The 26,988-nt window shown below is 62.7% G+C and carries 23 protein-coding genes and 1 tRNA gene; 22 read left to right on the top strand and 2 right to left on the bottom strand.

Annotation, left to right across the window (positions count from 1 at the left end):
* The first annotated feature begins 39 nt into the window (after window positions 1-39).
* Genes MLD63_RS17340 through MLD63_RS17320 form a run of 5 tightly spaced genes read left to right on the top strand, consistent with a single transcriptional unit; the run spans window position 40 to window position 5,357 of the window.
* On the top strand, window positions 40-1,548 hold the full coding sequence (locus MLD63_RS17340; RefSeq protein WP_255331169.1) for a sugar ABC transporter ATP-binding protein: 1,509 nt from the start codon (window positions 40-42) through the stop codon (window positions 1,546-1,548).
* Window positions 1,545-2,561 (top strand): ABC transporter permease, encoded by a 1,017-nt coding sequence (locus MLD63_RS17335; protein WP_255331168.1) that lies wholly within the window; start codon window positions 1,545-1,547, stop codon window positions 2,559-2,561. Before MLD63_RS17340 ends, MLD63_RS17335 begins: the two co-directional genes overlap by 4 nt.
* The gene (gene yjfF, locus MLD63_RS17330; protein WP_255331167.1) at window positions 2,558-3,532 is read left to right on the top strand and encodes a galactofuranose ABC transporter, permease protein YjfF; all 975 of its coding nucleotides are present in this window, start codon (window positions 2,558-2,560) and stop codon (window positions 3,530-3,532) included. The genes MLD63_RS17335 and yjfF overlap by 4 nt, the downstream gene beginning before the upstream one ends.
* Window positions 3,529-4,371 carry an SMP-30/gluconolactonase/LRE family protein gene (locus tag MLD63_RS17325; RefSeq protein ID WP_255331166.1) on the top strand — a complete coding sequence of 281 codons (843 nt, stop codon included), beginning with the start codon at window positions 3,529-3,531 and terminating at the stop codon, window positions 4,369-4,371. The genes yjfF and MLD63_RS17325 overlap by 4 nt, the downstream gene beginning before the upstream one ends.
* The gene (locus MLD63_RS17320) at window positions 4,368-5,357 is read left to right on the top strand and encodes an aldose epimerase family protein (protein WP_255331165.1); all 990 of its coding nucleotides are present in this window, start codon (window positions 4,368-4,370) and stop codon (window positions 5,355-5,357) included. The genes MLD63_RS17325 and MLD63_RS17320 overlap by 4 nt, the downstream gene beginning before the upstream one ends.
* Window positions 5,358-5,402: 45 nt before the next feature.
* On the opposite strand, the gene pcaF is transcribed toward MLD63_RS17320, so the two are convergent.
* Window positions 5,403-6,602, bottom strand: a complete 1,200-nt coding sequence (gene pcaF, locus MLD63_RS17315; RefSeq protein ID WP_255331164.1) for a 3-oxoadipyl-CoA thiolase — start codon at window positions 6,600-6,602, stop codon at window positions 5,403-5,405.
* A gap of 194 nt (window positions 6,603-6,796) precedes the next feature.
* Between pcaF and MLD63_RS17310 the strand changes: the two genes are divergently transcribed.
* Window positions 6,797-6,872: transfer RNA gene (locus MLD63_RS17310), tRNA-Trp, on the top strand.
* A gap of 142 nt (window positions 6,873-7,014) precedes the next feature.
* On the opposite strand, the gene MLD63_RS17305 is transcribed toward MLD63_RS17310, so the two are convergent.
* Window positions 7,015-7,611, bottom strand: a complete 597-nt coding sequence (locus MLD63_RS17305) for a VPLPA-CTERM sorting domain-containing protein (protein WP_255331163.1) — start codon at window positions 7,609-7,611, stop codon at window positions 7,015-7,017.
* Window positions 7,612-7,807: 196 nt separating this feature from the next.
* Between MLD63_RS17305 and secE the strand changes: the two genes are divergently transcribed.
* The 16 genes from secE to MLD63_RS17225 all read left to right on the top strand — a co-directional run.
* Window positions 7,808-8,005: a preprotein translocase subunit SecE gene (gene secE, locus MLD63_RS17300; RefSeq protein WP_255331162.1), complete on the top strand. Its 198-nt coding sequence runs from the start codon at window positions 7,808-7,810 to the stop codon at window positions 8,003-8,005.
* A 188-nt stretch (window positions 8,006-8,193) separates the two neighbouring features.
* Entirely contained in the window at window positions 8,194-8,730 is a 537-nt protein-coding gene (nusG, locus tag MLD63_RS17295) for a transcription termination/antitermination protein NusG (protein WP_255331161.1), read from the top strand.
* An 85-nt stretch (window positions 8,731-8,815) separates the two neighbouring features.
* Window positions 8,816-9,268, top strand: coding sequence for a 50S ribosomal protein L11 (rplK, locus tag MLD63_RS17290; RefSeq protein ID WP_255331160.1), 453 nt, complete (start codon window positions 8,816-8,818; stop codon window positions 9,266-9,268).
* 2 nt (window positions 9,269-9,270) lie between these two features.
* Window positions 9,271-9,972: a 50S ribosomal protein L1 gene (rplA, locus tag MLD63_RS17285; RefSeq protein WP_255331159.1), complete on the top strand. Its 702-nt coding sequence runs from the start codon at window positions 9,271-9,273 to the stop codon at window positions 9,970-9,972.
* Window positions 9,973-10,152: 180 nt separating this feature from the next.
* Window positions 10,153-11,067 (top strand): hypothetical protein, encoded by a 915-nt coding sequence (locus tag MLD63_RS17280; RefSeq protein ID WP_255331158.1) that lies wholly within the window; start codon window positions 10,153-10,155, stop codon window positions 11,065-11,067.
* A gap of 278 nt (window positions 11,068-11,345) precedes the next feature.
* Entirely contained in the window at window positions 11,346-11,861 is a 516-nt protein-coding gene (rplJ, locus tag MLD63_RS17275; protein WP_255331192.1) for a 50S ribosomal protein L10, read from the top strand.
* 65 nt (window positions 11,862-11,926) lie between these two features.
* Complete coding sequence (gene rplL, locus MLD63_RS17270; RefSeq protein ID WP_255331157.1) at window positions 11,927-12,304, top strand: 50S ribosomal protein L7/L12; 378 nt, start codon at window positions 11,927-11,929, stop codon at window positions 12,302-12,304.
* A gap of 239 nt (window positions 12,305-12,543) precedes the next feature.
* Window positions 12,544-16,695 carry a DNA-directed RNA polymerase subunit beta gene (gene rpoB, locus MLD63_RS17265; protein ID WP_255331156.1) on the top strand — a complete coding sequence of 1,384 codons (4,152 nt, stop codon included), beginning with the start codon at window positions 12,544-12,546 and terminating at the stop codon, window positions 16,693-16,695.
* Window positions 16,696-16,745: 50 nt separating this feature from the next.
* Window positions 16,746-20,975, top strand: a complete 4,230-nt coding sequence (rpoC, locus tag MLD63_RS17260) for a DNA-directed RNA polymerase subunit beta' (RefSeq protein WP_255331155.1) — start codon at window positions 16,746-16,748, stop codon at window positions 20,973-20,975.
* A gap of 142 nt (window positions 20,976-21,117) precedes the next feature.
* A complete protein-coding gene (locus tag MLD63_RS17255; protein WP_255331154.1) occupies window positions 21,118-21,723 on the top strand; it encodes a methyltransferase family protein in 606 nt (201 codons plus the stop codon).
* A 56-nt stretch (window positions 21,724-21,779) separates the two neighbouring features.
* Window positions 21,780-22,724 (top strand): DMT family transporter, encoded by a 945-nt coding sequence (locus MLD63_RS17250; RefSeq protein ID WP_255331153.1) that lies wholly within the window; start codon window positions 21,780-21,782, stop codon window positions 22,722-22,724.
* The gene (locus tag MLD63_RS17245) at window positions 22,724-23,539 is read left to right on the top strand and encodes a glycosyltransferase (RefSeq protein WP_255331152.1); all 816 of its coding nucleotides are present in this window, start codon (window positions 22,724-22,726) and stop codon (window positions 23,537-23,539) included. The genes MLD63_RS17250 and MLD63_RS17245 overlap by 1 nt, the downstream gene beginning before the upstream one ends.
* Before the next feature lie 264 nt (window positions 23,540-23,803).
* A complete protein-coding gene (gene rpsL, locus MLD63_RS17240) occupies window positions 23,804-24,175 on the top strand; it encodes a 30S ribosomal protein S12 (RefSeq protein WP_022705687.1) in 372 nt (123 codons plus the stop codon).
* Between the two features lie 12 nt (window positions 24,176-24,187).
* Window positions 24,188-24,658 (top strand): 30S ribosomal protein S7, encoded by a 471-nt coding sequence (rpsG, locus tag MLD63_RS17235; protein WP_255331151.1) that lies wholly within the window; start codon window positions 24,188-24,190, stop codon window positions 24,656-24,658.
* A gap of 15 nt (window positions 24,659-24,673) precedes the next feature.
* Window positions 24,674-26,797 carry an elongation factor G gene (fusA, locus tag MLD63_RS17230; RefSeq protein WP_255331150.1) on the top strand — a complete coding sequence of 708 codons (2,124 nt, stop codon included), beginning with the start codon at window positions 24,674-24,676 and terminating at the stop codon, window positions 26,795-26,797.
* A 62-nt stretch (window positions 26,798-26,859) separates the two neighbouring features.
* The coding region (locus MLD63_RS17225) for a GTP-binding protein (protein ID WP_255331191.1) at window positions 26,860-26,988 on the top strand (129 nt) is incomplete at its 3' end.

Here is a 26,988-nt window from a genome sequence, read left to right as displayed (position 1 = left end):
GGGCCGCGTCGCAGCCCGGGTCATCTGAAGGAGAAGCCGATGCTGCTGACGGTCCGCACGCTCACCAAAGCCTTTCCCGGCACACTGGCGCTGGACGGTGTGGATTTCGATCTAGCTGCCGGAGAGGTCCACGCGCTTCTGGGCGAGAACGGCGCGGGAAAGTCCACCCTGATCAAATGTCTAACGGGTGCCTATCTGCGCGACGGAGGCGCGATGGCGCTGGACGGCCAGCCGATTGACCCGCGATCTACGGTCGAGGCGCAGGATCTCGGCATCGGCACCGTCTATCAGGAGGTGAACCTGCTGCCCAACCTGACGGTGGCGCAGAACCTGATGTTCGGGCGCGAGCCGCGACGCTGGGGGCTGATCCACACGGCCGCGCTGCGGACCGAGGCGCGGGCGCTGCTGACACAATACGGGCTGGATATCGACGTCGATCGTGATCTGGGCAGCTATTCCGTCGCGATCCAACAGATCATCGCCATCGCCCGGGCCGCTGCTCTGTCGGGAAAGGTGCTGATCCTCGACGAGCCGACCGCCAGCCTCGATGCGCGAGAGGTCGAAATGGTCTTCGACGTGGTGCGCGGCCTCCGGGAACGCGGGTTGGGGATCGCCTTCGTGACCCATTTCCTTGATCAGGTCTACGCGCTGAGCGACCGGATCACCGTTTTGCGCAATGGCCGGAAGGTCGTGACCGAACGGACCGCCGATCTGGGACGGATGGCGCTTATCGAGCACATGCTGGGACGCGCGCTTGAAAGCGAGGTCGTCGGGCAATCGGCCGAAGGGGCAGGGGCGACAACCCAGCCGATGCTGCATTTCTCGGGTACCGGCAGAGCCGGCGCGATCGAGCCCTTCGATCTGGACGTAGGCCGGGGCGAGGTAGTGGGCCTGGCCGGGCTTTTGGGGTCGGGCCGCACCGAAAGCGCCGAACTGATGTTCGGCGTTCGTCCCGCACAGACCGGCGCGGCGCGCGATGCTGATGGTCCGTTGGACCTGTCCAGCCCCCGTGCGGCGATTGCGGCGGGTTTCGGGTTTGCCCCCGAAGATCGCAAGACAGATGGGATCGTCGCCGACCTGTCGATCCGCGAGAACATCATCCTGGGGCTGCAGGCACGGCAGGGCTGGGCGAAACCGATCCCGCGATCGGAACAGAACCGGATTGCCGACGATTACATCCGCCGTCTCGATATCCGGACCTCGGGCCGCGAAAAACCGATCGGCGATCTGTCGGGCGGCAATCAGCAGAAGGTGGTTCTCGCCCGCTGGCTGGCGATGAACCCGCGCTTCCTGATCCTGGACGAACCGACGCGCGGTATCGATGTCGGCGCCCATGCAGAGATCCTGCGCCTGATCCACGATCTGACCGATGCAGGGCTGTCGGTCCTGATCATCAGTAGCGAGATCGACGAACTGGTGGCCGTGGCCGATCGGGTGATCGTGGTCCGCGACCGGCGCCATGTCGCGGAATTGTCGGGCGAGCGCGTCACCGCCGATCAGATCATGCGCGCCATCGCCGCAACCGACGCGGACGGGGCCGCGGCATGAGCCTTTTGCGCCGCATAGCGCCGCAACTGGTCGCGCTGCTGATCCTTTTCGCGCTGGTCTCTGTGGTGTTTCCGGGGTTTCTCAGTGTCTCGCTGAACGACGGGCGGCTTGTCGGGCCGGTTATCGACGTGCTGAAGCGCGGCGCGCCCGTCGCGCTGCTTTCCATCGGCATGACGCTGGTCATCGCCACCCGCGGGATCGACCTGTCCGTCGGCACCACCATGGCCATCTGCGGTGCCGCGGCCGCGGCCGTGATTGCCGCAGGCTGGGGTTTGCCTGCGGCGCTGGCGGTTGCGCTCGCGGCTGGCGCTGCGGCCGGGCTGTGGAACGGGGTGCTGGTCGCCATCGTCGGCATCCAGCCCTTCGTTGCCACGCTGATCCTGATGACGATGGGGCGCGGTATCGCACAACTGATCACCGAGGGATGTATCCTCACGTTCAGCGATGCGGGGCTCGCCTTTTTCGGATCGGGCACGCTACTGGGTTTGCCGGTTCCGGCCTGGCTGTGGATTGTGGGCGGGCTAGGTGTCGCTGCTCTGATGCGGCGCACGGCGCTGGGCCTGCTGATCGAGGCCATCGGGATCAATCGCCGCGCCAGTGCGCTTGCCGGTGTCAACGCGACCGTGCTGGTGATCGCGGTCTATGTCGCAGCGGGCCTCTGCGCTGCGCTGGCAGGGATCGTCGTGACCGCCGACATTCGTGGCGCCGACGCCAACAATGCCGGCCTGTGGCTGGAGTTGGACGCGATCCTTGCCGTGGTGATCGGGGGCAATTCGCTGTTGGGCGGACGGTTCTCGGTCATCGCGTCGATATTGGGTGCGATGATCATCCAGACCATCGATACCGGCGTGCTGCTGGCGGGGTTTCCGCCTGAATACAACCTCGTCATCAAGGCGGTGCTGGTGCTGATGATCCTGGTGCTTCAATCGCCGCGCATCGCCGCCGAATGGCGTCTCTGGCGCGACAGTCAGCGCGCCAGCCGCGCGGCGGCGGAACGGAGGCAGGCGTCATGAATACGCGCGCGCTCCCGCTCTATGCCACCATCGCCATCTTCCTGATCGCCTACCTGCTGTGCTGGCTGCAATTCCCGAACATCTTGTCGACGCGGGTGATCGGCAACCTGCTGACCGACAATGCGTATCTTGGCATCGTCGCGGTCGGGATGACGCTGGTGATCCTGTCTGGAGGGATCGACCTGTCGGTCGGCTCGGTCATCGCCTTCTCGGGCGTCTTCATCGCGGTCCTGCTGCGCGACACCGGTCTCCACCCGATGATCGTCTTCGTCCTTCTGCTGTTACTGACCACAGCCTTCGGCGCGGCAATGGGCTTTCTGATCCACCGGCTGATGATGCCGGCCTTCATCGTGACGCTGGCCGGCATGTTTCTTGCGCGCGGGGCGGCCTATATGCTGACGATCGACTCCGTTCCGATCAACGATCCGTTCTACCAGACGCTGCAATCCGCATACTGGCTGATGCCCGGCAAAGGGCGGCTGACATTGATCGGGGTGCTGATGCTGTTGACGGTGATGGCTGGCATGGTCATTGCGCACCGCACGCGTTTCGGCACATCTGTCTACGCGATGGGTGGGGGAGAGGCGACCGCGCGGCTGATGGGCGTTCGTCAGGGGCGCACGATAGTGCTGGTCTATGCATTCTCGGGCTTGATGGCAGGGCTGTCGGGGATCGTCTTCTCGCTCTACACCGGATCGGGTTATCCGCTGGCGACCGTCGGAACAGAACTGACCGCGATCGCGGCCGTGGTGATCGGCGGCACGTTGCTGACTGGCGGCGCAGGCTACATGTTCGGTACGCTGATCGGCGTGCTGACGATGGGATTGCTTCAAACCTACATCGTCTTCGACGGCACGCTGTCGAGCTGGTGGACCAAGATCGTGATCGGCATCCTGCTGCTGGCCTTCATCCTTTTGCAGAAAGGCCTGTTGCGACTGACCCGCGGTCGGCTGCAAGGGGCCGCCTCATGAAGGTTTTCGACGACCGCATCTGCGAATTGGGGGAGGGGCCGATCTGGCACCCGGAACGGCGGCAATTCTTCTGGTTCGACATCCTGGCCGGTCGTTTGCTGACACGCGAGGACGACAAGCCTCGCGAATGGAGTTTGGGCCGCATGGCGTCTGCCGCCGGATGGGTGGATCGCGACCGGCTGCTGCTCGGGACCGAGACCGGGCTGGCGCTTTTCGACTTGCGCGATGGAAGCCTTGCCGAAATCGCCCCGATCGACGCGGACGATCCGACGATGCGGTCCAACGACGGACGCGCGGATCGACAGGGCGGGTTCTGGTTCGGAATGATGGGCAAGGGCGGCGTGACAGGCCGCGGTGCGATCCATCGTTTCTATCGCGGGGAGACACGTCCGCTGATCACGGGCATCTCGATCCCGAACGCGATCTGCTTTTCCGCGGACGGTCGCCTCGCCCATTACGCGGACACGCCTACGGGAAAGGTCTGGCGGCTGGTGCTGGACGCCGATGGCTGGCCTGAGGGCGAGCCGATGCCTTACCTCGATCTCTCGAACCAAGGGTTGAACCCTGACGGTGCGGTCATCGATGCCGAGGGCGCGTTCTGCGTCGCCTGCTGGGGCGCGGGCCGCGTCATCCGCTTCGCGCCCGACGGACGGCGGCTGGACGATCAGCCCATCGGCGCCTTGCAGGGCAGTTGTCCCGCCTTCGGCGGCGAGGACCTGCGCGACATGCTGGTGACCAGCGCATATGAAGGGATGGATCAGCCGGCCGCCGACGATGGCAAGACCTGGATCATCCGGTCTCGCATCCCCGGCTTGCCGGAACCGCAGGTCAAGCTGTGAGCCTGGAGCATTTCGGCAAGTTGCCGGACGGACGGGAGATTCATCGCGTCACGCTTTCCGACGGCGACCTGAAGGCGCAGGTCCTGACCCTGGGCGCGACGGTTCAGTCGCTATACCTCAACGGCGTCGATCACTCGCTGATGGTGGGCTTGCCCAATCTGACATCCTACGTGCAGGCGACGCTGCCCTATTGCGGCGCGATCGTGGGCCGATTTGCCAACCGGATCGGGCGCGCCCGCTTCCGTCTTGACGGAATGGACTTCGAAACAGATCCCAACTTTCGCGATCGCCATACGCTTCACGGCGGACGCGACGGCACTGACCGTCAGGTCTGGGCGATCCAGGACCTTGAACCGGATCGCGTCACCCTGGCACTGACCCTGCCTGATGGTCACATGGGCTTCCCAGGCGAACTGGCTATCAGTGTGACGATCGGTCTGAGCGATGGGGCACTTTCGTTCGATCAGCGCGCGACGACGACGGCGCCGACGCCGTGCAGTCTGGCGCATCACGGCTATTTCGATCTGGACGGGACCGGCGACATTTGCCGGCATCGATTGCAGATCGAGGCCGACCACTATCTTCCAGTCGATGATGACCTGATCCCGACAGGGCATGTGGAACTCGTCGCCGGCACATCGTTCGACTTCCGTGCTGAGCGCCCGATCGGCGATCATCCCTACGACCACAATTTCTGCCTGTCCGATGGTCCGCGTCCGAGTCGCGCGGTGGCCCAGCTGACTGGTGCGTCAGGCGTGTCGATGCAGATCGAAACAACCGCCTGCGGGCTGCAATTCTACGCCGGTGCCGGCATTCCGCGCGTTACTGCCCAAGGCGGCCGCCAGCTTGGTGCCTTCGCCGCGCTCGCACTTGAGACCCAGCATTGGCCTGACGCGATGAATCATGCACATTTCCCTGACCCGATCCTGCGGCCGGGTGACACCTACAGGGAAAGCACGGTCTATCGGTTCAGAACGCGCATCTAGCAAGCAGGCGGTCGGTCGGCTGGCCCCGATGCGGCATCGTCTTTTTCACCCTTCCACGCCTTCCAGAGCGATGGCGATCCCCTGGCCGACGCCGATGCACATGGTGGCGAGTGCCTTCTGACCAGCCTTCAGTTCCAGCGCCGCCGTTCCAGTAATGCGCGCACCCGACATGCCGAGCGGGTGTCCAAGTGCAATCGCCCCTCCATTCGGGTTCACCCGCGTATCGTCGTCGGCGATCCCGAGTTCGCGCAGGGCCGCAAGACCTTGGGCCGCGAAGGCCTCGTTCAGCTCGATCACCGCGAAGTCCTGCTGCGACAGGCCAAGACGCGCCATAAGTTTGCGGGAGGCCGGCACCGGGCCGATGCCCATCACGCGCGGCGCGACGCCAGCCGTGGCGCCGCCCAGCACCTTCGCGATGGGCGTCAGGCCATGCTTTTGCGCTGCCTCGAGCGTGGCGAGGATCAGCGCCGCCGCGCCGTCGTTCACGCCCGAGGCGTTCCCGGCCGTGACTGAGCCGTTCGGAAACAGCGGCCGCAGCTTGGCCAGCGCGTCGGCCGTCGTTTCTCGCGGATGTTCGTCGCGGTCCACCACAATAGGATCGCCCTTGCGCTGTGGGACGCTGACGGCCGTGATCTCGCGTGCGAGCCGTCCGCTGTTTTGCGCGGCTGCCGCCTTCCGCTGGCTCGCCAGCGCCATCGTGTCCTGCGCTTCGCGAGAGACGCCGAATTCGTCGGCGACTTTCTGGCCAGTCTGCGGCATGGAATCGATGCCGTAGGCCTGTTCGATCGCCGGATTGACGAAGCGCCAGCCGATGGTCGTGTCATGGATCTCGGCGGTGCGGCCAAAGGCGGCATCGGCTTTCGGCATCACGAAGGGCGCGCGCGACATCGATTCGACCCCGCCCGCGACGATCAACTGTGCCTCACCGGTCGCGATGGCGCGAAATGCGCTGATGACAGCATCCATCCCGGATCCACACAGGCGGTTCAGCGTCACACCCGGCACGGTCTCGGGATAGCCTGCCAGCAGCAGCGACATACGTGCGACGTTGCGGTTGTCCTCACCCGCCTGGTTGGCACAGCCGAGGATCACCTCGTCCACGGCGGCGGGGTCGAGACCAAAATTGCGATCCAGAAGCGCGCGCAGCGGAACGGCGCCCAGATCGTCCGGACGTACGGAAGACAGCACCCCGCCGTACCGCCCGATGGGCGTGCGGATATAATCGCAGATGTAGACGTCAGGCATAACGATCCTCCTCGGCCGGGTCGGGCGTCTTCATCGCATAGCGGAGTCGTGACGCGAGTTCGACCGATTGCAGGTTGCGGTCCGCACGTCACGAGTAAAGCGGGACCCTGACGCAGGCGGGTCAAGAAAGCAGCTACCGTCGCTTGCGCAGCTTGACGGCCCTTCGCGCAAACCCTATCAGGGGCGCCGACCTCAGGGGTTTAGCTCAGTTGGTAGAGCATCGGTCTCCAAAACCGAGGGTCGTGGGTTCGAGTCCCCCAACCCCTGCCAGGTCCTTCCCGCAATTCATATCGCTGGCGTAGGCTGCATGCTTCGAATGAAGGCGTTGCACGCTTTGCCAAATTCCATTTGATCCAGATGAAAAGGCCCGCGCCGGAACGCGGGCCTTTCCGTAAGCTTTCGACGCGAGATCCTACGCAGCCTTGCGCTTGTGGCGGACCAGTCCCAGCCCACCCAAAGCCGCGATCAGCAGCGGAAAGCCGGCCGGAAGCGGGACCGGTGCAGGCGAGGTGAACGGCCCAGGCCCAGCTTGGATCCCTTTGCCGGCCTCGGTCTCATAGGCGAAGTCGAACAGGGTCAGCCCGGCAAGGCGTGCGAAGCCGAAATGCACGCCGTCCTGCAGCATGAACCGCAAGGCGATGAAGCTGTCCCGCTCCGAAAGCCTGATCGTCGCCGGGTCATCATAGGATCGGTAGGTTGTGAACAGGTTGTCATCGACGAACGGCGCACGCGACGGGTCGGTGAAATACACTGACGGGCTTCCAAACGTGCTGCCAACCATGGCATTTCCCGTCGTCTCGACCGCAGCCAAGCCGAAGCCGAAAGATCCGCCTTCGCCTGAATTGCTGAACGTGTAGGATGTCGAGTCGTCCAGACCGACGGTGTAATCTTGGTTTCTCAGGTCGATCGACGGGCTGAAACCGACCACCGCGGCAGAGGCTTCACCGCCGATCAGGGCGACTGCGAAGACGAACGGTATCATTCCCGCAATGCGGGTTTTCGAAAACATGTCACTCTCCAATTGAACTTTGACGTTGAGCCGCGGAGGCGTTCACGACAGGGTGACCCTAGGTCAGTTAATGGACCATGTCCGCTCACGTCTGGGTGATGCGGGCCGACGCATCCTGTAGCGCTGGATGGAACCAAGGCTTGAAGTGCGACGGTCCAGGCGTTATCTGGGCCGCTGCAGCAAGAGGATACCGCCCGTGGCAACCAACCCCGTCCAGTTCTTCGGTCAGGTCCGTGCCGAAGTCGCCAAGATCACCTGGCCGACCCGGCGCGAGGTGGTGACGACGACGATAATGGTCTTCGTGCTTTCGGCGCTGGCAAGCGTGTTCTTCTTCCTCGTCGATCTGGCCATCCGCACTGGCATGACCTTCGGCCTTCAGGCAATCGGCGGCTAGGCCGGGCGGCCCTCGGGGCCTTGCAATCGTGTGGGTGCGGCGGTATGTCGCCCCGACTTCCCGGTCAGCGGCGTGCAACGATTCGGATTGCGCGCCGATTTCACTTTGGCCGGAACCATTGGAATTCAACGGGATGACGATGCGCCTTGTGCGATGTGTCCCGTCGCGAAACAGGGATCGATCGACAGATGGCAAAACGTTGGTATTCGGTCAGCGTCCTGTCCAACTTTGAAAAGAAGGTCGCCGAGGCGATCCGTCAATCCGTGGCCGAAAAGGGCCTGGAGGATGAGATCGACGAAGTTCTGGTCCCCACCGAAGAGGTGATCGAGATCCGTCGCGGCAAGAAGGTGACGTCTGAACGGCGCTTCATGCCGGGTTACGTGCTGGTCCACATGGACATGTCCGACAAGACTTATCACCTGGTGAACTCGATCAACCGCGTCACCGGATTCCTCGGCGCGCAGGGCAAGCCTCAGCCGATGCGCGACGACGAGGTGAATCTCATGCTGCACCGCACCGGCGACGGTGAGGTTGCAGCACCGCGCAACCTGATCCGCTTCGATGTGGGCGAGAAGGTCAACGTGACCGACGGTCCGTTCGAGGGTTTCTCGGGCATGGTCGAAGAGGTCGACGAGATCTCGTCGCGGATCAAGGTCACTGTCTCGATTTTCGGCCGGCCGACGCCGGTCGAACTGGAATTCACGCAGGTCGCCAAGACCGCGTGATTGGTCGCGGGAGGTTGCAGTCCTTGAAGGCTGCGCCGGACCGCTAAATCGGCCCTGACAGGCCCGATGATAAGGAGAAGGCCAGATGGCCAAGAAAGTTGTTGGCAGCCTCAAGCTGCAGATCAAGGCGGGTCAGGCGAACCCGTCGCCCCCCGTCGGCCCCGCACTGGGTCAGCGCGGGATCAACATCATGGAATTCTGCAAGGCATTCAACGCCCGCACGCAGGAAATGGAACAGGGCGCGCCCGTCCCCGTGGTGATCACCTATTACGCCGACAAGTCATTCACCTTCGAGACCAAGACGCCCCCAGCGTCCTTCCTGCTGAAAAAGGCTGCCGGTCTCAAACCGGTGGGCAAGCGCAACCGCGCCAAGGGTTCGGAAAAGCCCGGCCGTGCGACCGCAGGTTTCGTCACCGTCAAGCAGGTGCGCGAGATCGCCGAAGCGAAGATGAAGGATCTGAGCGCGAACGACGTCGATGAAGCGATGAAGATTATCGTTGGTTCGGCCAAGTCGATCGGCATCGAGGTTCGGGGGTAATCATGGCCAAGATCGCGAAGAAAAAAGCCGCGGCCCGCGCCGCCTTCGAGGGCAAGTCCAACCTGACGGTCGAGGACGCCGTCAAGCTGGTCAAGGACAACGCCAGCGCGAAATTCGACGAGACCGTCGAGATCGCAATGAATCTGGGCGTGAACCCGCGCCACGCGGACCAGATGGTCCGCGGCGTTGTGACGCTACCCGCAGGCACCGGCAAGGACGTTCGCGTCGCCGTGTTCGCGCGTGGTCCGAAGGCCGACGAAGCCAAGGAAGCCGGAGCTGACATCGTTGGTGCCGAAGACCTGATGGAGACGATCCAGGGCGGCAAGATCGATTTCGATCGCTGCATCGCCACCCCGGACATGATGCCGCTCGTCGGCCGTCTGGGCAAAGTTCTGGGTCCGCGCAACCTGATGCCGAACCCGAAGGTCGGAACGGTCACCATGGACGTCGCTCAGGCCGTGAAGGCTGCCAAGGGCGGTGAAGTCCAGTTCAAGGCCGAGAAGGCCGGCGTTGTCCATGCCGGCATCGGCAAGGCAAGCTTTGACGCCGACAAGCTGGCTGAAAACCTGCGTGCCTTCGTCGAGGCGGTGAATCGCGCCAAGCCGTCGGGCGCGAAAGGGACCTACATGAAGAAAGTCTCGATCAGCTCGACCATGGGTCCGGGCGTCTCGGTGGATGTCGGATCGGCGACCGGCTCGGCCTGATCGGCCTGCAACTGATGTAACGATGGCCTCAAGCGGAGACGCTTGGGGCTTTTTCTTTTGATTATGGCTAAGCTGCAGTCTTTTCTAAGCTTCGCACCGCTTTACCCCCATTTGACTGCAAGGGCGGTTAACCTGATGCTATCCTGAACAACCAACATGAGACGAAGGGAACTTCGCCCAATGAGCGGTCAATGCCTTGCCGGATCGGAAGATTATCTGATCACGTTGCACCGAGCGCCTTGCGACGATGGATTGCGGCGAGACAGTCCCTTGGTCGTGACGTTCGGCGGCCAGCCGTCCAATTGCAAGCCGCACGGGTTCAGGACAAGCTGGTCGCTGCAGCAGGGATGGGACACCATATACGTGGCGCAGCGCCACGGGTCGCAATATCAAGGGCTTTCTCTCGAGGCCTTTGCAGATGCGGTCCTTCCTGCGACGGAAGGGCGCGATGTGGTCTGCTACGGTTCGAGCCTTGGGGGATATGCTGCGATCTATTACGCAGGCGCCATTGGTGCTCGTATGCTTGCGGCATCTCCTATGCTCCCAGCATGGCCGCCCTTGGGGCGCGTGGTGCATCAAGTGCCCATTCTGCATGGCGACATTGCGGAAGGCCCTCTATCACCGCACAATCCTATCATCATCTTTGACCCGCTGGTGAAATCGGACAAGAAGCTCATTGAGGAAATGGTGCTGCCGGCCTATCCCGATGCGCGGCTAGTGCCACTTGAATTCGCCGGCCACACTGTCCTGCAGGTTCTACGAGCATCAGGTCAGTTGAAGGCCTTCGTCAAAACCGCCATCGTTGACGACGACGTGCATCCGATCCAGCGTGACACCGAGAATGACTCGATCTGGCACTTTCAGAAAGGTCGTCTTCTCAGGGATTCCGAGCCGGAAATGGCCCGCTCCCATTTCGAACGCAGCTTGGAAATTCGTATGTCGTCGCATGTCGGAGGCAATCTTCTCGCCCTGCTTCTACGCATGGGCGAACGTGACTCGGCACCGAGGCTGCTTGATCGTTTTCGCGACAATCCCGACGTCGCCATGCCAGCGCATTCACGTCGGAACGCCGAGAGGCTTGGACTGTCGCCATAGGCAATATCGGCTCTTTCAACCTGCTTCGCGTTCCTTTATGTCGAAGCCCTTGGCGCCTGAAGCGATTCGTTTCGGGTGTCATTCTCTGTCCGAGATGGAGGGCTGGTCCAAAGCCAATAAGTCCTTCCTGAGATGGGGCCAGAATTACGTCAGATCAGGGGCCATGCGCCGTTGCTCGTCATCTGGATCCTTCAAGCGGACTGAAAGTGTTGCCGGCGGCCAAGATGCCGGTGACGGAAGTGAGCCGGGGGAGCTTTCCCCCAACTTGGAGTGAAACCGTGGATAGAGCGCAAAAAGAACAGGTGGTCGAGGAACTCGGCCAGATCTTTGAGAGCTCTGGCGTCGTGGTGGTTGCCCACTACGAAGGGATGACGGTTGCGCAGATGCAGGACCTTCGCGCGCGGATGCGCGCCGAGGGTGGTGCCGTGCGCGTTGCCAAGAACAGGCTTGCGAAGATCGCCCTGGAAGGAAAGCCCTGCGCAAGCATCGGCGACTACCTGACAGGCATGACCGTGCTGACCTACTCGGAAGACCCCGTGGCTGCTGCCAAGGTCGCCGAGGCCTATGCCAAGGACAACGAGAAATTCGTGATCCTCGGCGGGGCAATGGGTGACACGGCGCTGGATCCGGCCGGTGTCAAATCCGTGGCCGCCATGCCCTCGCGTGAAGAGCTTATCGCTTCGATCGTGGGTTGCATCGGTGCCCCGGCTGCGAACATCGCCGGTGCGATCGGCGCACCTGCTTCGAACATCGCGGGCATCCTCAGCACTCTGGAAGAGCGCGAGGCTGCCTGAGGCAACCCAATCCCGTCGTGGACTTGAAGCCCGACGTTGGAACACCTTTATGAGAGAACGGAACAATGGCTGATCTGAAAAAACTCGCCGAAGAAATCGTGGGCCTGACCCTGCTGGAAGCCCAGGAACTGAAAACCATCCTCAAGGATGAATACGGCATCGAGCCCGCCGCCGGCGGCGCGGTGATGATGGCTGGTCCGGCTGCCGGTGCTGGCGCCGAAGCGGCTGAAGAAAAGACCGAATTCGACGTCGTCCTGACCGAAGCCGGCGCCAACAAGATCAACGTGATCAAGGAAGTCCGCGCGATCACCGGTCTGGGCCTGAAAGAAGCCAAGGACCTGGTGGAAGCCGGTGGCAAGGTCAAGGAAGGCGCTGCCAAGGACGAAGCTGAAGAGCTGAAGAAGAAGCTCGAAGCGGCTGGCGCCAAGGTCGAACTGAAGTAATCGGCCGGATGGTCGTGTGAGAAAGGGCAGGGTCCGGGATTTCCCGGTCCCTGCCGAACCTGTCTTGAAGGGTGGTCTGTCGCGGCAGACCCGCCAGACCACCCTTCAGGGCATGTTCGAGGTTCGGGAGCCGCGCGGTGGGACGTGCGGCACGAATGGAACCTCACCCCTGCATTCGCAGCCCGCAGTCCAGGGGCCCCGACCTGGACCGCGCGCGATGACGAAAGGTGCAAGACCCCATGGCGCAAGCTTATGTCGGCCAGAAGCGCATCCGGCGCTATTACGGCAATATCCGCGAAGTTCTGGAGATGCCGAACCTCATCGAGGTTCAGAAATCCTCGTACGACCTGTTCCTGAGCTCGGGCGACCAGCCCCAGCACACGGATGGCGAAGGCATCCAGGGTGTCTTCCAGTCGGTTTTTCCGATCAAGGACTTCAATGAGACTGCCACGCTCGAATTCGTGAAGTACGAGCTGGAGAAGCCGAAATACGACGTCGACGAGTGCCAGCAGCGCGACATGACCTACTCGGCGCCGCTGAAGGTCACGCTGCGTCTGATCGTGTTCGATGTCGATGAAAATACCGGCGCGAAGTCGGTGAAGGACATCAAGGAGCAAGACGTCTACATGGGCGACATGCCCCTGATGACGCCGAACGGCACCTTCATCGTCAACGGGACCGAGCGTGTCGTCGTCAGCCAGATGCACCGCAGCCCCGGGGTGTTCTTCGACCACGACCGCGGCAAGACGCACAGCTCGGGCAAGCTGCTGTTCGCATGTCGGATCATCCCCTATCGCGGCTCGTGGCTGGATTTTGAATTCGACGCCAAGGATCTGGTTTTCGCGCGGATCGACCGTCGCCGGAAGCTTCCGGTGACGACCCTGCTCTATGCGCTCGGCATGGATCAGGACGCGATCATGGACGCGTTCTACGACACCGTGGACTACACGATGTCGAAGAAGAGCAAGGGCTCGGACCGGGCCTGGGTCACGAAGTTCTTCCCGGAACGCGTGCGTGGCACCCGGCCGTCTTATGACCTCATCAATGCCGATACGGGCGAAGTCATCACCAAGGCCGGCGAGAAAGTCACGCCGCGCCTGGTCAAGCAGCTGATGGACAAGGGCGAGCAGGTGAACCTGCTGGTTCCGTTCGAACGCATCGTCGGCCGCTTCGTCGCCCGTGACATCGTGAACGGCGAGACCGGTCTGATCTACGCCGAAGCCGGCGAGGAGATCACGGCGGAATACGACAAGGAAGGCCAGCTTTCGGGCGGTCTGCTGAAGTCGCTGCTGGACAACGACATCACTGACATCCCGGTGCTCGACATCGATCATGTCAACGTCGGCCCCTACATCCGCAACACGATGGCGGCCGACAAGAACATGAACCGCGACGGCGCGCTGATGGACATCTATCGCGTGATGCGCCCCGGTGAGCCGCCCACGGTCGAGGCTGCCTCGACCCTGTTCGAAAGCCTGTTCTTCGACAGCGAGCGCTATGACCTTTCGGCCGTCGGCCGGGTCAAGATGAACATGCGCCTGGATCTGGATGCGCCGGACACCCAGCGGACGCTGCGCCCCGAGGATATCGTGGCCTGTGTCCGCGGTCTGGTCGAACTGCGCGACGGCAAGGGCGAGATCGACGACATCGACCACCTCGGCAACCGCCGGGTGCGCTCGGTCGGTGAACTGATGGAAAATCAGTACCGCGTCGGTTTGCTGCGCATGGAACGTGCAATCCGCGAGCGCATGTCGGGTGTCGAGATCGACACCGTCATGCCGCAGGACCTGATCAACGCGAAACCCGCAGCGGCGGCGGTGCGTGAATTCTTCGGCTCGTCGCAGCTGTCACAGTTCATGGACCAGACCAACCCGCTGTCCGAAGTGACGCACAAGCGTCGCCTGTCGGCCCTTGGGCCGGGCGGTCTGACGCGCGAGCGTGCGGGCTTCGAAGTGCGCGACGTTCACCCGACCCATTACGGCCGGATGTGCCCGATCGAGACGCCGGAAGGTCAGAACATCGGCCTGATCAACAGCCTCGCGACCTTCGCGCGGGTCAATAAGTACGGCTTCATCGAGACCCCGTATCGCAAGGTCGAGGACGGTCGCGTCACCGATGACGTGGTCTACATGTCCGCGACTGAGGAAATGCGTCACACCGTGGCGCAGGCCAACGCGACGCTGGATGACAAGGGCAACTTTGTCGACGAGCTGATCTCGACCCGTCAGGCGGGTGACTTCATGCTGAACCCGGTCGATGCCGTCGATCTGATCGACGTGTCGCCCAAACAGCTGGTCTCGGTCGCCGCGGCGCTGATCCCGTTCCTGGAAAATGACGACGCCAACCGCGCGCTGATGGGTTCCAACATGCAGCGTCAGGCGGTTCCGCTTCTGCGGGCCGAGGCACCGTTTGTCGGCACCGGGATGGAGGCGATCGTTGCCCGCGATTCCGGCGCCTCGATCATGGCGCGCCGTGGTGGCGTCATCGACCAGGTCGATGCGCAGCGGATCGTTGTGCGGGCCACGGAAGACATGGGCGCGGGCGATGCCGGCGTCGATATCTACCGTCTGCGCAAGTTCAAGCGCTCGAACCAGTCCTCGACCATCAACCAGCGTCCCATCGTCAAGGTGGGCGACAAGGTGTCCAAGGGTCAGGTCATCGCGGACGGTCCTTCGACCGACCAGGGTGAACTGGCGATCGGCCGCAACGTGGTCGTCGCGTTCATGCCTTGGAACGGGTACAACTACGAGGACTCGATCCTGATCTCCGAGCGGATCCACCGCGACGACGTCTTCACCTCGATTCATATCGACGAATACGAAGTGGCGGCGCGCGACACCAAACTTGGGCCGGAAGAGATCACCCGCGACATCCCGAACGTGGGCGAGGAAGCCCTGCGCAATCTGGATGAAGCCGGCATCGTCTACATCGGCGCCGAATGCGGACCGGGCGATATCCTGGTGGGCAAGATCACCCCCAAGGGCGAAAGCCCGATGACGCCGGAAGAAAAACTTCTGCGCGCCATCTTCGGTGAAAAGGCGTCCGACGTGCGCGACACCTCGCTGCGTCTGCCGCCGGGTGCCTACGGCACGATCGTCGAGGTCCGGGTGTTCAACCGCCATGGCGTCGACAAGGACGAGCGCGCCCTGCAGATCGAACGCGAGGAAGTCGAGCGCCTGGCGCGCGACCGCGACGACGAGCAGGCGATCCTGGACCGCAACATCTATGCCCGGCTGAAGACGCTGATTTCGGGCAAGAAGGCGGTGAAGGGTCCCAAAGGCGTCAAGGCCGGGTCCGAGATTAACGACGAGCTGCTGGGCACGCTGAGCCGTGGTCAATGGTGGCAGCTGGCCGTGGGCGAGGAAGACACCGCCAAGGAAGTCGAGGCGCTGAACCAGCAATACGATAACCAGAAGAAAGCGCTGGAAGCCCGTTTCGAGGATAAGGTCGAGAAGGTCCGTCAGGGCGACGACCTGCCGCCGGGCGTCATGAAGATGGTCAAGGTCTTCGTGGCGGTGAAGCGCAAGCTTCAGGCCGGTGACAAGATGGCTGGCCGTCACGGCAACAAGGGCGTCGTGTCCAAGGTCGTTCCGATGGAGGACATGCCGTTCCTGAAGGACGGCACCCCCGTCGATATCGTGTTGAACCCGCTGGGCGTGCCGTCGCGGATGAACGTCGGCCAAATCCTTGAAACCCATATGGGCTGGGCGTCGCGCGGTCTGGGCATCAAGATCGACGAGGCGCTGGAGGAATACCGGCGCAAGGGCGACATGAAGCCAGTCCGCGAGGCGATGAAGATCGGCTACGGCGACGACATCTACGCCGACAGTTTCGATGGTATGGATGACGACCAGTTGGTCGAGCATGCCGAGGCGGTCCGCCACGGCGTTCCGATCGCGACGCCGGTCTTCGACGGTGCCAAGGAAGCGGACGTCGACGACGCGCTGATGCGCGCGGGCTTCGATACGTCGGGCCAGTCGGTGGTCTTCGATGGCCGCACGGGCGAGCAGTTCGCGCGTCCGGTCACCGTGGGCATGAAGTACATCCTGAAGCTGCATCACCTTGTCGACGACAAGATGCACGCACGCTCGACCGGGCCCTACAGCCTCGTCACCCAGCAGCCGCTGGGCGGTAAGGCGCAGTTCGGTGGTCAGCGTCTGGGTGAGATGGAGGTCTGGGCGCTTGAAGCCTACGGCGCCGCCTACACCCTGCAGGAGATGCTGACGGTCAAGTCGGACGACGTCGCCGGCCGCACCAAGGTCTACGAGTCCATCGTCAAGGGCGAGGACAACTTCGAGGCCGGTGTCCCGGAAAGCTTCAACGTGCTGGTCAAGGAGGTCCGGGGTCTGGGCCTCAACATGGAACTCCTGGATGCGGAGGAAGAGGAGTGAGGGCGCAGGCCCTCCTCACCTTCCCTCGTGCCCTTCATTAGGAATTAGCAATGAACCAGGAACTCGCCACCAATCCGCTGAACCCGCTGGCTGCGCCGCGGCAGTTCGACGAAATCAAGATCTCGCTCGCCAGCCCCGAGGAAATCCTCGCCTGGTCGTTCGGCGAGGTGAAGAAACCAGAAACCATCAACTACCGCACGTTCAAGCCGGAACGTGACGGCCTGTTCTGCGCGCGCATCTTCGGTCCGATCAAGGACTACGAATGCCTGTGCGGCAAGTACAAGCGGATGAAGTATCGCGGCCTCGTCTGCGAGAAATGCGGCGTCGAAGTGACGCTGCAGAAGGTCCGTCGTGAGCGGATGGGCCATATCGAACTGGCAGCGCCCGTCGCTCATATCTGGTTCCTGAAATCGCTGCCGTCCCGCATCGGCCTGATGCTGGACATGACGCTGCGCGATCTGGAGCGGATTCTCTACTTCGAGAATTGCGTCGTGATCGAGCCCGGTCTGACGGACCTTACCTACGGTCAGTTGATGACCGAGGAAGAGTTCATGGACGCGCAGGACCAGTTCGGCGCGGACGCCTTTACCGCCGATATCGGTGCCGAAGCGATCCGGGCGATGCTGTCGAACATCGATCTGGCGACCACCGCCGAGACGCTTCGCGAGGAGTTGAAGGAAGCCACCGGTGAACTGAAACCGAAGAAGATCATCAAGCGGCTGAAGATCGTCGAAAGCTTCCTGGAATCGGGAAACCGTCCGGAATGGATGGTGCTGACGGTCATTCCGGTCATCCCGCCAGAACTGCGCCCGCTGGTCCCACTGGACGGCGGCCGGTTCGCGACGTCCGACCTGAACGACCTCTATCGTCGCGTCATCAACCGCAATAACCGTCTGAAGCGTCTGATCGAGCTTCGTGCGCCCGACATCATCGTTCGCAACGAAAAGCGGATGCTGCAGGAATCGGTCGATGCTCTGTTCGACAACGGCCGTCGCGGCCGCGTCATCACCGGCAACAACCGTCGCCCGCTGAAGTCGCTGTCCGACATGCTGAAGGGCAAGCAGGGCCGCTTCCGCCAGAACCTTCTGGGCAAGCGCGTCGACTTCTCGGGCCGCTCGGTCATCGTGACCGGCCCCGAGCTGAAGCTGCACCAGTGCGGCCTGCCCAAGAAGATGGCCTTGGAGCTGTTCAAGCCGTTCATCTATTCGCGGCTTGAGGCGAAGGGTCTGTCGTCCACCGTCAAGCAGGCGAAGAAGCTGGTCGAGAAAGAGCGTCCCGAGGTCTGGGACATCCTCGACGAGGTGATCCGCGAGCACCCGGTCCTCCTGAACCGTGCGCCCACGCTGCACCGTCTTGGCATCCAGGCGTTCGAGCCAATCCTGATCGAAGGCAAGGCGATCCAGCTTCACCCGCTGGTCTGCTCGGCCTTCAACGCCGACTTCGACGGCGACCAGATGGCCGTGCACGTTCCGCTTTCGCTGGAAGCCCAGCTGGAAGCGCGCGTCCTGATGATGTCGACCAACAACGTCCTGTCGCCCGCAAACGGCAGCCCGATCATCGTGCCGTCGCAGGACATGGTTCTGGGCCTTTATTACGTCTCGATGATGCGCGAAGGCATGCCCGGCGAGGGCATGGTCTTCTCCAACATCGAGGAGGTCGAGCACGCGATGGCCTCGGGCGCGTTGCATCTGCACGCCAAGATAACCGCGCGCCTGAAGCAGATCGACGAGAACGGCAACGAGGTGATGCAGCGCTTCGAAACCACGCCCGGCCGCCTGCGGCTTGGCGCGCTGCTGCCGCTGAACGCCAAGGCTCCGTTCGAGCTGGTCAACAAGCTTCTGCGCAAGAAGGACGTGCAGACCGTCATCGACACCGTCTACCGCTACTGCGGTCAGAAGGAATCGGTCATCTTCTGCGACCAGATCATGGGTCTGGGCTTCCGCGAGGCGTTCAAGGCCGGCATCAGCTTTGGCAAGAACGACATGGTGATCCCCGACAACAAGTGGGACATCGTGGGCGAGGTCCAGGATCAGGTGAAAGAGTTCGAACAGCAGTATCTGGACGGTCTCATCACCCAGGGCGAGAAGTACAACAAGGTCGTCGACGCATGGTCGAAGTGCAACGACCGTGTGACCGACGCCATGATGAAGACGATCTCGTCGGCCAAGAAGGACGATAACGGCGCCGAAGCCGAACCGAACAGCGTCTACATGATGGCTCATTCCGGTGCGCGGGGTTCGGTCAACCAGATGAAACAGCTTGGCGGGATGCGCGGCCTGATGGCCAAACCGTCGGGCGAGATCATCGAGACGCCGATCATCTCGAACTTCAAGGAAGGTCTGACCGTTCTTGAATACTTCAACTCGACCCACGGCGCCCGGAAGGGTCTGTCGGACACCGCGTTGAAGACCGCGAACTCGGGCTATCTCACCCGTCGACTGGTGGACGTGGCGCAGGACTGCATCGTGCGCGAGCATGATTGCGGCACCGACCGTGCCATCACCGCCTCGGCTGCCGTCAATGACGGTGAGGTGATTTCGCCCTTGTCAGAGCGTGTTCTGGGTCGCGTCGCGGCCGAGGACGTGCTGGTCCCGGGTGGCGATGAGATCGTTGTCCGCGGCGGTGAGCTGATCGACGAGCGCAAGGCCGACGAGATCGAGGCGGCGGGCATTCAGTCCGTTCGCATTCGCTCGGCGTTGACCTGCGAGGCCGAAGACGGCGTTTGCGCGCTGTGCTACGGTCGCGATCTGGCACGGGGCACGCTGGTCAACATCGGCGAAGCGGTGGGTATCATCGCGGCCCAGTCGATTGGTGAGCCCGGCACGCAGTTGACGATGCGGACCTTCCACATCGGCGGTATCGCGCAGGGTGGCCAGCAATCGTTCCAGGCGGCGGCGCAGGAAGGCACCGTGCAGTTCCGCAACGAGAACGTGCTGACCAACGCCAACGGCGAACAGGTCGTGATGTCGCGCAACATGCAGCTGATCATCATGGATGATCAGGGGCAGGAGCGCGCCAGCCATAAACTGTTCTACGGCAGCAAGCTGTTCGTGAAGGAAGGCGAGCGGGTCATCCGCGGTGCCAAGCTTTACGAATGGGACCCCTACACTTTGCCGATCATCGCCGAGAAGGCCGGTGTCGCGAAATACGTCGATCTGCTGGGCGGCATCTCTGTCCGTGACGAGACCGACGACGCGACAGGGATGACGCAGAAGATCGTGACCGACTGGCGTTCGGCGCCCAAAGGCAATGATCTGAAGCCGGAAATCATCATCGTCGGCGAAGATGGCGAGCCGGTTCGCAACGATCAGGGCAACCCGGTCACCTATCCGATGTCGGTCGACGCGATTCTTTCGGTCGAAGATGGGCAGGAAATCAAGGCCGGCGACGTGGTGGCGCGGATCCCGCGCGAAGGTGCGAAGACCAAGGACATCACCGGGGGTCTTCCTCGCGTGGCGGAACTGTTCGAGGCTCGTCGTCCCAAGGATCACGCGATCATCGCCGAGATCGATGGCTATGTGCGCTTTGGCAAGGACTACAAGAACAAGCGCCGCATCGCGATCGAGCCGTCGGAAGAGGGGCACGAACCCGTCGAGTACATGGTGCCGAAAGGCAAGCACATCCCGGTGCAGGAAGGCGACTTCGTGCAGAAGGGTGACTACATCATGGACGGCAACCCGGCTCCGCACGATATCCTTCGGATCATGGGGATCGAGGCGCTGGCCGACTACTTGATCGACGAAGTGCAGGACGTCTATCGCCTGCAAGGCGTTAAGATCAACGACAAGCACATCGAGGTGATCGTGCGGCAGATGCTGCAGAAGATCGAGATCCTCGACAGCGGCGACACCACGCTGCTGAAGGGCGAGCACGTTGATCGTGACGAGTTCGATGAGGAGAACGCCAAGATCGAGGCCAAAGGTGGCAAGCCCGCGTCGGGTGAGCCGGTCCTGCTGGGCATCACCAAGGCGTCGCTGCAAACCCGCAGCTTCATTTCGGCCGCATCGTTCCAGGAAACGACCCGCGTGCTGACCGAGGCTGCCGTTCAGGGCAAGCGCGACAAGCTGGTCGGCCTGAAGGAGAACGTCATCGTCGGCCGTCTGATCCCGGCCGGGACCGGTGGCGCCACCTCGCGCGTCAAGCGGATCGCAACCGATCGCGACAACGTCGTGATCGAAGCCCGCAAGGCAGAGGCGGAAGCCGCTGCGGCGCTGGCCGCGCCCGAGCCCGAAGAGGTCGAAATCACGACCTCGAACGAAGAGGTCTCGACCGAGGAGTGATCCTCGCACAGAACGGATGGAAAGGGCCCGGCATCGCGCCGGGCCCTTTGCGTTTCGGCCCGTTTCCAAGCCTCGCATCGGCCTTGACGCCTCACGCGGGCAGGTCTAGCCCGGTCAGGAAACCACCTGTCGGAGCGCGACCATGGTCGAGGCCGTCAATCAACAAACGCGCATCGCCATTTTGCGCCTCGGCTTTCTGGCCATGCTGCCTGTGCTGATCCTGATCAAGCCGCACATGGCGTTCGATTCACTTGGACACGAGATCATCGAAGCGGCGGGCGCCCTGATCCTGATCGCTGGAGTGCTGGGTCGATTCTGGTCGATCCTTTACGTCGGTGGTCAGAAAAACGCGCGGTTGACCGTGGATGGGCCATATTCGGTAACGCGCAACCCACTTTATGTCGCATCGACGGTCGCCGCCTTTGGCATCGGGCTGATGATGGGCGCATTCGGCTTTGCGCTGCTGGTTGGCGGGGCGGTCGGGTTGGTCCTCTACATCACTGCGCTGCGCGAAGCGCGTTATCTGGAAGCTGAGTTCGGGGCCGAGTACCGGGCCTATGCCGCGCGCGTGCCCTTCTTCATACCCAACCCGAGCCTGTTCTACACGCCACCCGAAGCGGTGTTCCGAACCGGACCGCTGCGTCGCAACCTGTTCGATGCGATGGTGTTTTTGTCCTTCATCCCGCTGGTCGAGTTTCTCGATCTTTTCAAGACGAGTTTCGGGCTGAGCGGCTGGTCGCTTTGGTGAACGTGCGCACCGCCCGGCCCTGCTTTCAACCGTATCGCGCGTTCTGAGCCGGCCGGATGCGCACACCCCTCATCTCTGCCAGCCGCCGGGTCAAGCCTGCCTCGCTGCCGCCCGCATCGGTCGCGCCGGGCGACAATCTGCGCGGGGCCACGTTGATGACCCTGTCGATGGTCGTGTTTGCCTGCAACGACACGATCATCAAGTTCGTCGCGCGCGAGATGCCGCTGTTCCAGGCCGTGACGCTGCGCGGGCTGTTCGTTCTGATCGGGGTCGCTCTTGTCGCTCAGCGTGCGGGCGGTCTGCGCTTGCGGATCGATTCCGCCGCCCGCGGACCAATGATCCTGAGGTTGATCGGCGAAGTCGCGTCGACCGTCCTGTTTCTCAGCGCGTTGACGCATATGGCGATCGGGGACCTGTCGGCGGTGATGCAGGCGTTGCCGCTGACGGTGATGCTGGGCGCCTCGATCTTCTTCGGCGAGCGCATGGGCTGGCGGCGCACACTGGCGGTTCTGGTCGGGTTGATGGGCGTCCTGATGATCCTGCGGCCGGGCAGCGGCACGTTCGGAATCTGGTCCTTGGTCGCGCTGGCCGCGATGCTCATGGTTGCGTTGCGCGATCTGTCAACGCGGCGTTTCGGTCGCCATGTCAGTTCAGAAACGATTGCATTCTACGCCGCATTCTTCGTGACCCTGACCGGCTTCGTTCTCAGCCTGCCCGACGGGTGGGTGATGCCGACCGTGGCGCAGGTGCTGCTGTTGATGCTGGGCGCGTGCTTCCTAACGGTGGGCTATGTCACGGCGGTGTCGTCCATGCGGGTGGGCGAGATCGGTGCCGTCGCGCCGTTCCGCTATACCTCGCTGGTTGCGGCGATCATCCTTGGACTGATCGTCTTCGGTGAATGGCCAGACCTTTGGACGTGGACCGGATCCGGCCTGGTCGTGGCGGCTGGCGTCTATTCGATCTGGCGCGAGAGGCGGCTCGCTGCGCGAGGCAAGCTTTGATGCGGATCCAGATGCTGGGTCTATGCCGCTTTTCCTATCTTGGTCTGCGGGGATTTCAGAAGGACCATGCCTCGTTCGAGGAGCGGCGTGCATTTCTCTACGACCCTGACCGGTTGGAACGGCGCTGGTTCTGGTTCCAGCACGTGATGCTGCCGGCCTGGCTTGCACAAACCGATCCCGATTTCACCTTGGTGGTCATGACCGGGCCCGACCTGCCGCAGCCATGGCTGGACCGGCTGCACGAGCTGGCAGCGCAGGTGGCGCAGTTGCGCGTGTCCTTGGTCCCGCCGATGGAGCGTCATCTGCCGGCCTGCATGGCGGCGGTCGCGCCGCATATCGATGCCAGCGCCGATGTCGTCGGCCACTTCCGCCACGACGACGACGATGCCGTAGCGGTGGACTTCATCGCTCGCGCCAAGGCTGACTTTGGCGACGCCCATGGGGTCTGGAAGCGCCACGGCATCCTTTGCCTCGATCACATGCGGGGAGTGATGGCGCAGGTCGCGAAGGGCGATCTGCGCGTCCAGCCACGGATGTGCTACAACATGGGCGTGGCTCAGACGATCTTCCTGCCGCCGAACGTCCAGCGGACCGCGCTGCATTATGAGCACTGGAAGATCGGGCTGTGGATGCCCGGGGTCTCGATCGGATCGCCGCTGATGTTTCTGCGGCTGATCCATGGCGACAGCGATTCCGGCGATACCGGTCCCGGCTTTCCGTGGTCGATGCCCCAGACCGAAGTTTCGGCGATCCTGCTGGATCGTTTTCGTATCGAGATTACCCGACTGGAAGAGGGCGCGCACCGCTTCGGCTGACGCAGAGAGGCGCCGGGGGCGCTGTTGACAGCCCATCCGATTCCCCATATACGCCCGTCACCCGGCGGGTCCGCCTGCCGGATGCCAGACCTGGTTGGTCACGATCCGGGCAGGATCTGCCCCGATCTTCTGGACAGATTGCCGCGTCCTCCCCCGTCAAGGGGTCGGGTGCGGTTTGGCATTTCGCGATGGGCGCTAGATGCCGTCGAGAAGCAGTGCACCCGGGCGGGTGCGAGTATTGACACGAGCAAGACGGGGAACCGAATGCCGACGATTCAACAGCTGATCCGCAAGCCGCGGCAGCCCAAGGTGCAGCGGAGCAAGTCCCAGCACCTGCAAGGATGCCCGCAGAAGCGCGGCGTCTGCACGCGCGTCTACACCACGACGCCGAAGAAGCCGAACTCGGCCATGCGGAAGGTTGCCAAGGTGCGCCTGACGAATGGTTTCGAGGTCATCTCCTACATCCCGGGCGAAAAGCACAACCTGCAGGAACACAGCGTCGTGCTGATCCGTGGCGGTCGTGTGAAAGACCTTCCGGGTGTCCGTTACCACATCCTGCGCGGTGTGCTGGATACCCAGGGCGTCAAGGATCGTCGCCAGCGTCGTTCGAAATACGGCGCGAAGCGTCCGAAGTAAGGAGAGACACAGATGTCCCGTCGTCACGCCGCTGAGAAGCGCGAAGTCCTGCCCGACGCCAAATATGGCGATCGCGTGCTGACCAAATTCATGAACAACCTGATGGTTGACGGCAAGAAGTCCGTCGCCGAACGCATCGTCTACAACGCGCTGGAGCGCGTCGAGGGCCGCCTGAAGCGCGCCCCCGTCGAGGTCTTCCACGAAGCGCTGGACAATGTGAAACCCTCCGTCGAGGTCCGTTCGCGCCGCGTTGGTGGTGCGACCTATCAGGTCCCCGTCGAGGTCCGCCCGACCCGCCGTGAGGCGCTGGCGATCCGCTGGCTCATCACTGCTGCCAAGGCGCGCAACGAGAACACGATGGAAGAGCGCCTTGCGGGTGAACTGGCCGATGCGGTCCAGGGCCGCGGCACCGCCGTGAAGAAGCGCGAAGACACGCACAAGATGGCCGACGCCAACAAGGCGTTCAGCCACTACCGCTGGTAAACGGAAGGATCACCCATGGCACGCGATTATCCGATTCAGCGTTACCGCAACTTCGGCATCATGGCTCACATCGACGCCGGCAAGACCACCACGACGGAACGCATCCTCTATTACACCGGCAAGTCGCACAAGATCGGCGAAGTCCATGATGGCGCCGCCACCATGGACTGGATGGAACAGGAAGCCGAGCGCGGCATCACCATCACCTCGGCCGCGACGACCACTTTCTGGCAGCGTCAGGAAGATCCGACCACCGAGGGTACGTCCGACACCAAGTACCGCTTCAACATCATCGACACCCCGGGCCACGTCGACTTCACCATCGAAGTCGAACGTTCGCTGGCTGTGCTTGATGGCGCGATCTGCCTGCTGGACGCCAACGCCGGCGTCGAGCCGCAGACCGAAACGGTGTGGCGTCAGGCCGACCGCTACAAGGTCCCGCGGATCGTCTTCGTCAACAAGATGGACAAGATCGGCGCGGACTACTTCAACTGCGTCAAGATGATCAAGGATCGCACCGGCGGCCAACCTTGCCCGATCGCACTGCCGATCGGCGCTGAGGACAAGCTGGAAGGCATCATCGACCTGATCAAGATGGAAGAATGGACTTGGCGCGGCGAGGATCTGGGCGCGTCCTGGACCCGTCAACCGATCCGGGCCGATCTTCAGGCGCAGGCGGACGAATGGCGTTCGAACATGATCGAGCTTGCCGTCGAGCAGGACGATGATGCGATGGAACAGTACCTCGAGGGCAACGAGCCCGACGAGGCGACCCTGCGCAAGCTGATCCGCAAGGGCACGCTGTCGCTGTCGTTCTTCCCGGTCATGGCCGGCTCGGCGTTTAAGAACAAGGGTGTCCAGCCGCTGCTGAACGCGGTCATCGACTTCCTGCCCGCGCCGATTGACGTTCCCGTCCTGAAGGGCTTCAGCCCCGACGACGAAAACGAAGAGCGCAACATCGAGCGTCCCGCCGACGATTCTGCGCCCTTCTCGGCGCTGGCGTTCAAGATCATGAACGACCCCTTCGTCGGTTCGCTGACCTTCACCCGGATCTATTCCGGCGTGATCGGCAAGGGCGACCAGATGATGAACTCGACCAAGGGCAAGCGCGAGCGCGTCGGCCGCATGATGCTGATGCACTCGAACAACCGCGAGGAAATCGAGAACGCCTATGCAGGCGACATCATCGCGCTGGCGGGGCTGAAGGAAACCACCACGGGTGACACGCTGTGCGACCCGAACAAGGCGGTGGTTCTGGAAACCATGACCTTCCCCGAACCGGTGATCGAGATCGCCGTGGAGCCGAAGTCGAAAGCCGACCAGGAAAAGATGGGCCTCGCCCTTCAGCGCCTGGCAGCCGAAGACCCCTCGTTCCGCGTCGAGACCGACATGGAATCGGGGCAGACGATCATGAAGGGGATGGGCGAACTTCACCTCGACATTCTCGTCGATCGCATGAAGCGCGAGTTCAAGGTCGAAGCCAACATCGGTGCGCCACAGGTGGCTTATCGTGAAACGATCTCGACTCAGGCCGACATCGACTACACGCACAAGAAGCAGACCGGTGGTACCGGCCAGTTCGCGCGCGTGAAGCTGACGATCACCCCGACCGAACCGGGCGAGGGCTATTCGTTCGAAAGCAAGATCGTCGGTGGTGCGGTGCCGAAGGAATACATCCCGGGCGTCGAGAAGGGCATCAAGTCGGTCATGGATTCCGGTCCGCTGGCAGGCTTCCCGGTCATCGACTTCAAGGTCGCGCTGACCGACGGTGCGTTCCACGACGTCGACTCCTCGGTTCTCGCGTTCGAGATCGCGTCGCGTGCCGCAATGCGTGAAGGTCTGCGCAAGGCCGGCGCGAAGCTGCTGGAACCGATCATGCGCGTCGAGGTCGTCACGCCCGAGGAATACACGGGTTCGATCATCGGTGACCTGACCAGCCGTCGCGGCATGGTTCGGGGGCAGGACAGCCGGGGCAACGCGAACGTCATCGACGCTTTCGTGCCGCTGGCCAACATGTTCGGCTACATCAACAACCTGCGTTCGATGTCTTCGGGCCGCGCAGTGTTCACGATGCAGTTCGACCATTACGACGCCGTGCCGCAGAACATCTCGGACGAGATCCAGAAGAAATACGCCTGATTGCGCGGGGCGGGCGCTGCCGCCCGCCCGCACCCCTGACATAAGCTTTTGAGGAGCCAAACATGGCAAAGGCAAAATTCGAACGCACGAAGCCGCATGTGAACATCGGGACGATCGGTCACGTTGACCACGGCAAGACGACGCTGACGGCTGCGATCACGAAGTATTTCGGCGACTTCCGCGCCTACGAC

Origin of the sequence: Paracoccus albicereus (assembly GCF_024359525.1) — a bacterium.
Classification (GTDB): Bacteria; Pseudomonadota; Alphaproteobacteria; order Rhodobacterales; family Rhodobacteraceae; genus Paracoccus; species Paracoccus albicereus.
The sequence above is the reverse complement of the archived record's forward strand: the minus strand, read 5'-3'. Positions and strand labels throughout refer to the sequence as shown.